At 55.5% G+C, this 7421-nt stretch carries 5 protein-coding genes; all 5 read left to right on the forward strand.

What is annotated here, in order from left to right:
* Window positions 1-185: 185 nt before the first annotated feature.
* The 5 genes from phoB to malZ all read left to right on the forward strand — a co-directional run bounded on the left by phoB (window position 186) and on the right by malZ (window position 7329).
* The gene (gene phoB, locus AX755_RS14310; RefSeq protein WP_010428026.1) at window positions 186-875 is read left to right on the forward strand and encodes a phosphate response regulator transcription factor PhoB; all 690 of its coding nucleotides are present in this window, start codon (window positions 186-188) and stop codon (window positions 873-875) included.
* Window positions 876-896: 21 nt separating this feature from the next.
* On the forward strand, window positions 897-2192 hold the full coding sequence (gene phoR / locus AX755_RS14315) for a phosphate regulon sensor histidine kinase PhoR (protein ID WP_062856964.1): 1296 nt from the start codon (window positions 897-899) through the stop codon (window positions 2190-2192).
* Between the two features lie 409 nt (window positions 2193-2601).
* Window positions 2602-3921, forward strand: a complete 1320-nt coding sequence (gene brnQ / locus AX755_RS14320; protein ID WP_038418789.1) for a branched-chain amino acid transporter carrier protein BrnQ — start codon at window positions 2602-2604, stop codon at window positions 3919-3921.
* Between the two features lie 81 nt (window positions 3922-4002).
* Entirely contained in the window at window positions 4003-5376 is a 1374-nt protein-coding gene (proY, locus tag AX755_RS14325; protein ID WP_013095827.1) for a proline-specific permease ProY, read from the forward strand.
* A 138-nt stretch (window positions 5377-5514) separates the two neighbouring features.
* Window positions 5515-7329 carry a maltodextrin glucosidase gene (gene malZ, locus AX755_RS14330; protein ID WP_062856965.1) on the forward strand — a complete coding sequence of 605 codons (1815 nt, stop codon included), beginning with the start codon at window positions 5515-5517 and terminating at the stop codon, window positions 7327-7329.
* Window positions 7330-7421 lie beyond the last annotated feature (92 nt).

Below are 7421 nucleotides of genomic sequence, written 5' to 3' on the forward strand. Positions count from 1 at the left end.
CGAATCCGTGGCAAAAAAAGGGAATGGGGATTATAAACTTTCAGAAGCTGGAAAATAACCGCTGTAATAAAACAACAGTTTGCCATTTTACGTGGTACTGTTTTTCATAAATCTGTCATAAATCTGACGCATAATGACGCCGCATTACAAACTTGTAACTTAAATAAGATAAGACAGGGCAAAGTATGGCGAGACGTATTCTGGTCGTAGAAGATGAAGCTCCAATTCGTGAAATGGTGTGCTTCGTGCTCGAACAAAATGGCTTCCAGCCGGTTGAAGCGGAAGATTATGACAGCGCGGTGAACCAGCTGAATGAACCCTGGCCCGATCTGATCCTGCTTGACTGGATGTTGCCTGGCGGCTCCGGACTGCAGTTTATCAAACACCTCAAGCGTGAAGCGATGACCCGCGATATCCCCGTTGTCATGCTTACCGCGCGCGGTGAAGAGGAAGATCGCGTGCGCGGCCTTGAGACCGGCGCGGATGATTACATTACCAAACCCTTCTCACCGAAAGAGCTGGTTGCCCGTATTAAAGCTGTGATGCGCCGTATTTCACCGATGGCGGTGGAAGAGGTCATTGAGATGCAGGGCCTGAGCCTTGATCCTACCTCACACCGTGTTATGACGGGCGAAAATCCCCTCGACATGGGGCCTACCGAATTCAAACTCCTGCATTTCTTTATGACTCACCCGGAGCGTGTTTACAGCCGCGAGCAGTTGCTGAATAACGTCTGGGGAACTAACGTGTATGTCGAAGACCGGACGGTTGACGTACATATCCGCCGCCTGCGTAAAGCGCTGGAACTGAGCGGCCACGATCGCATGGTACAGACGGTCCGCGGCACGGGTTATCGTTTTTCTACCCGTTTCTGAACAATGACAGGAGTGTGACGCGTGCTGGAACGTCTGTCATGGAAAAGGCTCGTCTTTGAACTGATCTTATGTTGTATTCCGGCCTTCATTTTGGGGGCCTTTCTTGGATACCTGCCGTGGTTTCTGCTGGCGTCTGTGACCGGGCTGCTGATCTGGCATTTCTGGAACTTACTGCGCCTCTCCTGGTGGCTGTGGGTTGACAGAAGTATGACGCCTCCCCCGGGAAGCGGGAGCTGGGAGCCGCTGCTTTACGGCTTGCACCAGATGCAGATGCGTAATAAAAAGCGCCGTCGCGAGCTGGGAAGCCTGATTAAACGCTTTCGCAGCGGTGCGGAATCGCTGCCGGATGCGGTGATTCTGACCACGGAAGAGGGGACAATCTTCTGGTGTAACGGTCTCGCCCAACAGCTGCTGGGCCTGCGCTGGCCGGACGATAATGGCCAGAACATCCTCAACCTTCTGCGTTATCCGGAGTTCACGCAGTATCTGAAAAAACGTGATTTCACGCGTCCGCACAATCTGAAGCTCAACAATGGCCGTCATCTTGAAATACGTGTGATGCCCTACAGCGATCGGCAATGGCTGATGGTAGCGCGTGACGTCACCCAGATGCACCAGCTGGAAGGGGCACGACGCAACTTCTTCGCCAACGTGAGCCACGAGCTGCGCACGCCGCTGACGGTGCTGCAGGGCTATCTGGAGATGATGCAGGAGCAGACGCTTGAAGGTGCGCCGCGTGAGAAGGCGCTGCATACCATGCGCGAGCAGACGCACCGTATGGAAGGGCTGGTGAAACAGCTGCTGACGCTGTCGAAGATTGAGGCGGCCCCGACGCTTGCCTTAAATGACACTATCGACGTACCGATGATGCTGCGGGTAGTGGAGCGCGAAGCGCAAACCTTAAGCCATAAAAAACATCATCTGACCTTTGACGTCGATAACAATCTGAAGGTGCTCGGGAGCGAGGATGAACTGCGGAGTGCTATCTCTAACCTGGTCTATAACGCGGTTAATCATACCCCGGAAGGAACGGATATTATGGTGCGCTGGCAGCAGACACCAACGGGTGCCGAGTTTAGCGTCGAGGATAACGGGCCGGGCATTGCGCCTGAGCATCTTCCACGTCTGACCGAGCGGTTTTACCGGGTAGATAAAGCCCGTTCCCGGCAGACGGGGGGAAGCGGGCTGGGGCTGGCCATTGTGAAGCACGCGGTGAATCACCATGAAAGCCGCCTCGATATTCAAAGCACGCTGGGCAAAGGCACCCGTTTCAGTTTCGTTATACCGGAACGATTAATTGCCAAAAAGATCGCCTGACGGCGGGTGTGTCATTTTACCTTTCCACGGGCCAGCTATTGCTGGCCCGTTTGCTTTGCAGTAAAGCGAAACGCGAATGAATTTTATACGGCTGGTGCTTTTTTGTTCGCATGATTAGCCATGGCTTTTTCATGATATTAGCGAATTATTCTGGTTGGTATTTTCATGCTGGCATATTGTTCTGGTTTTACGATCCCTCCTTGCCTTTAAACGTTATAAGCGTTTAAATTGCCCCCCAGATACTGTCAGACCGACTGTATTTGCGTGGTAAATCGAAAAACTATTCTTCTCCACGCCAGGACGGGAGCATATCCCGCTGAAATTGAGCAAAATTTCCGCTGTATCGTCCCATTGGGGATGGCGAAAATCTCAATATATTCAACACCACATCCACAGGCAGTAAGGTTTTATGACCCATCACTTAAAATCGCGTGACATCATCGCGCTGGGCTTTATGACATTTGCGCTGTTCGTTGGCGCAGGCAACATCATTTTTCCTCCAATGGTTGGCTTACAGGCGGGTGAACACGTCTGGACAGCAGCATTTGGTTTCCTGATCACTGCCGTGGGCCTGCCGGTGTTGACCGTGGTTGCGCTGGCGAAAGTTGGCGGCGGCGTTGATAGCCTCAGCACCCCAATTGGCAAAGTGGCTGGCGTTCTGCTGGCAACGGTGTGTTATCTGGCCGTTGGCCCGCTGTTTGCGACCCCGCGTACCGCGACAGTCTCCTTCGAAGTGGGGATTGCGCCACTGACCGGTGACGGTGCGATGCCGCTGTTTATCTACAGTCTGGTTTACTTCGCTATTGTGATTCTGGTCTCCCTCTATCCGGGCAAACTGCTGGATACCGTGGGTAACTTCCTGGCTCCACTTAAAATTATCGCGCTGATCGTGCTGGCGGTTGCGGCCATTATCTGGCCTGCGGGTCCTATCAGCAGCGCGATGGATGCCTATCAAAACGCGGCCTTCTCTAACGGATTTGTGAACGGCTATCTGACCATGGATACGCTGGGCGCGATGGTGTTTGGTATCGTTATCGTGAACGCTGCCCGTTCTCGTGGCGTAACCGAAGCGCGTCTGCTGACCCGCTATACCATCTGGGCTGGTCTGATGGCCGGTGTGGGCCTGACGCTGCTCTATCTGGCGCTGTTCCGCCTGGGTTCCGATAGCGCCACGCTGGTCGATCAGAACGCGAATGGTGCGGCAATTCTGCACGCTTACGTTCAGCACACCTTTGGCGGTGCGGGCAGCATGCTGCTGGCGGCCCTGATCTTCCTGGCCTGTCTGGTGACGGCGGTTGGCCTGACCTGTGCCTGTGCGGAGTTCTTTGCGCAGTATCTGCCGCTCTCTTACCGCACGCTGGTATTCATCCTCGGCATCTTCTCCATGGCGGTGTCTAACCTCGGTCTGAGCCACCTGATTCAGGTCTCCATTCCGGTGCTGACGGCCATCTATCCGCCGTGTATCGTGCTGGTGGTGTTGAGCTTTACGCGCCCGTGGTGGAACAACTCCTCGCGAATTATTGCGCCAGCCATGTTTATCAGCCTGATTTTTGGTATCCTTGACGGGATTAAAGCATCAGCGTTTGCTCACATCCTGCCAGCCTGGACACAGCGTCTGCCGCTGTCTGAGCAAGGTCTGGCCTGGCTGATGCCTACCGTTGTTGCACTGGTTCTGGCCATTATCTGGGACCGTGCTGCAGGGCGTCAGGTTACATCGAACGCCCATTAATCAACGGCAACAAACTGTTTAACCACGGGGCTTAAGGCCCCGTGGTTTTTTGTTTTTTTCGTGTTGAATGGCAAGATTTAAATGGAAAGCACTAACAAACTCAAACGTGGGCTGAGCACGCGCCACATTCGATTTATGGCGCTCGGCTCCGCTATCGGTACCGGTCTTTTTTATGGCTCGGCAGATGCCATCAAAATGGCCGGTCCAAGCGTTCTGCTGGCCTACATCATCGGCGGCGTGGCGGCGTATATCATCATGCGTGCGCTGGGAGAGATGTCGGTTCATAACCCTTCAGCCAGTTCATTCTCGCGCTATGCGCAGGAGAATTTAGGCCCGCTGGCCGGGTTTATCACCGGCTGGACCTACTGCTTCGAAATTCTGATTGTGGCCATTGCCGACGTCACCGCCTTTGGCATCTACATGGGCGTCTGGTTCCCGGCGGTACCACACTGGATTTGGGTGTTGAGCGTGGTGCTGATTATCTGCGCCGTCAACCTGATGAGCGTGAAGGTCTTCGGTGAGCTGGAGTTCTGGTTCTCCTTCTTCAAGGTTGCCACCATCATCATCATGATTGTGGCCGGTTTCGGCATCATCATCTGGGGGATCGGTAACGGGGGCCAGCCAACCGGTATTCATAACCTCTGGAGCAACGGTGGCTTCTTCAGCAACGGCTGGCTCGGCATGGTGATGTCGCTCCAGATGGTGATGTTCGCCTACGGCGGGATTGAGATCATCGGGATTACCGCCGGGGAAGCCAAAGACCCGGAGAAATCCATTCCACGCGCCATCAACTCGGTGCCGATGCGTATTCTGGTGTTCTATGTGGGTACGCTGTTCGTCATTATGTCTATCTATCCGTGGAACCAGGTGGGGACCAACGGTAGCCCGTTTGTGCTGACCTTCCAGCATATGGGCATCGCCTTTGCGGCCAGCATCCTGAACTTTGTGGTCCTGACCGCGTCGCTTTCAGCGATCAACAGTGACGTCTTTGGCGTGGGCCGCATGCTGCACGGCATGGCAGAGCAGGGCAGTGCGCCAAAGGTCTTTGCCAAAACCTCCCGTCGCGGCACGCCGTGGGTGACGGTTATGGTGATGACCGTTGCGCTGCTGCTGTCGGTCTACCTGAACTACATCATGCCGGAAAACGTCTTCCTGGTGATCGCTTCTCTGGCGACCTTCGCGACCGTGTGGGTGTGGATCATGATCCTGCTGTCACAGATTGCGTTCCGCCGCCGTCTGTCCCCTGAGGAGGCAAAAGCGCTGAAGTTTAAAGTGCCAGGCGGGGTAGCGACGACCGTCGTTGGGCTGATCTTCCTGGTGTTTATCATCGGCCTGATTGGCTACCATCCTGATACCCGTATTTCCCTCTACGTGGGCTGTGCGTGGATCGTGCTGCTGCTGTTGGGTTGGGTGTTTAAATGCCGCCGCGACCGTCAGCTGGCGCAGGCGCAGTAATATTTTATGCCCTCTCCCTGTGGGAGAGGGAATTTTGTCTCCTCCTCCTTTCTCCTCCCCCAATAAATCACGTCATGGTGAGCTAACCTTAATCACCCTGTGGCAAGGTGACGTCAATTTCATCAAAGGGGATTCGTGATGTTAAACGCCTGGCACCTTCCGGTTGCCCCATTTGTTAAGCAAAACAAAGACAACCTTGTGATTACGCTCTGGCTGGCGGGGGAAAATCAGCCTGAACGCGTGACGCTACGCGCTGAAGTCGATAATGAAGAAACCACGCTGAAAATGCACAAGCAGCGCAGCCAGCCGCAGCCTGGCGTAACGGCATGGCGGGCAAACATCGACTTGCGCAGCGGCCAGCCGCGCCGACGCTATAGCTTTAAGCTGCTCTGGAATAACCGCCAGCTGTGGTTTACCCCGCAGGGATTTAGCCGTTTTCCTCCGGCGCGGCTGGAGCAGTTTGCCGTCGATTACCCGGACGCTGGCCCGCAGTGGGTTAACGATCAGGTCTTTTATCAGATCTTCCCGGATCGCTTTGCGCGCAGCGAAACGCGCACCGCCGGGCAGGATAAAGTTTATTACCACCACGCTGCAGGACACGACATTATCCTGAAAGAATGGGATGAGCCGTTAACCGCGCAGGCGGGCGGCTCGACGTTCTACGGCGGCGATCTTGACGGCATCAGCGAAAAGCTACCGTATCTGAAGAAGCTGGGCGTGACGGCGCTGTACCTTAACCCGGTGTTTAAAGCACCGAGCGTGCATAAATACGATACCGCCGATTATCGCCACGTTGACCCGCAGTTTGGCGGTGATGACGCGCTGCTTCGTCTGCGTAAAAATACGCAAAAAGAGGGCATGCGTCTGATTCTGGATGGCGTGTTTAACCACAGCGGCGACTCACACGCGTGGTTTGACCGTCATAACCAGTCGATGGGCGGGGCGTGCCATAACCCGGATTCACCCCAGCGCGACTGGTACAGCTTCAACGAGGAGGGGCGCGCGCTGGACTGGCTGGGCTATCCGAGCCTGCCGAAGCTGGATTTCCAGTCCGCAACGCTGGTGAACGAGATTTACGGCGGTGAAAACAGCATTGTGCGCCACTGGTTGAGTGAGCCATGGAATATGGATGGCTGGCGTCTTGACGTGGTGCATATGCTCGGTGAAGCGGGCGGGGCGCGTAATAATCTTCAGCACGTCGCCGGGATCACCCGTGCAGCAAAAGCCGCGCAGCCCGAGGCGTTCGTGTTTGGCGAACATTTTGGCGACGCGCGCCAGTGGCTGCAGGCGGACGCGGAAGATGCGGCAATGAACTATCGCGGTTTTACCTTCCCGCTGTGGGGATTCCTTGCTAACACCGATATTTCCTACGATCCGCAGCATATTGATGCGGAAACCTGCATGGCATGGATGGATAACTACCGCGCCAGTCTTTCGCATCAGCAGCAGTTACGGATGTTTAACCAGCTGGACAGCCATGACACCGCGCGATTTAAATCCCTGCTCGGTAAGGATGTCGCGCGCCTGCCGCTGGCGGTGACCTGGCTCTTTACCTGGCCGGGCGTGCCGTGCATCTATTACGGCGATGAGGTGGGGCTGGACGGGAACAACGATCCGTTCTGCCGCAAAACCTTCCCATGGGATCCGGCGAAGCAGGACAAAGCGCTGTTCAGTCTGTACCAGCGTCTGGCGAAGCTGCGTAAGCAGAGCCAGGCGCTGCGCTACGGCGGTTGTCAGGTGGTTTATGCCCACGACAACGTGGTGGTGTTTGTCCGCGTCTATAACCAGCAGCGCGTGCTGGTAGCCATGAACCGGGGCGAGGCGTGCGAAGTGGTGCTGGATGACTCTCCGCTGCTTAACGTGAGCGCGTGGCAGCTAAAAGAGGGGAAAGGGAGCGTGCAGGAGGGGATCCTCTCCCTGCCGGCGATTTCTGCTTCCGTCTGGTTTGGCTGACGGCGTGATAATAAGTATCCTCCGGCATAGCCGGAGGTTTTTCAAATGCGCCTGTAAGGCTCTGTTACCAGCCGCGCCCTAACAGGCGCATC

The organism is Enterobacter sp. SENG-6, from assembly GCF_001605945.1.
Taxonomy (GTDB): domain Bacteria; phylum Pseudomonadota; class Gammaproteobacteria; order Enterobacterales; family Enterobacteriaceae; genus Enterobacter; species Enterobacter cloacae.

Coding starts and splice junctions, on each gene's coding strand:
- phoB (WP_010428026.1), top strand. CDS start 186: ATGGCGAGACGTATTCTGGTCGTAGAAGATGAAGCTCCAATTCGTGAA.
- proY (WP_013095827.1), top strand. CDS start 4,003: ATGGAAAGCACTAACAAACTCAAACGTGGGCTGAGCACGCGCCACATT.
- malZ (WP_062856965.1), top strand. CDS start 5,515: ATGTTAAACGCCTGGCACCTTCCGGTTGCCCCATTTGTTAAGCAAAAC.
- brnQ (WP_038418789.1), top strand. CDS start 2,602: ATGACCCATCACTTAAAATCGCGTGACATCATCGCGCTGGGCTTTATG.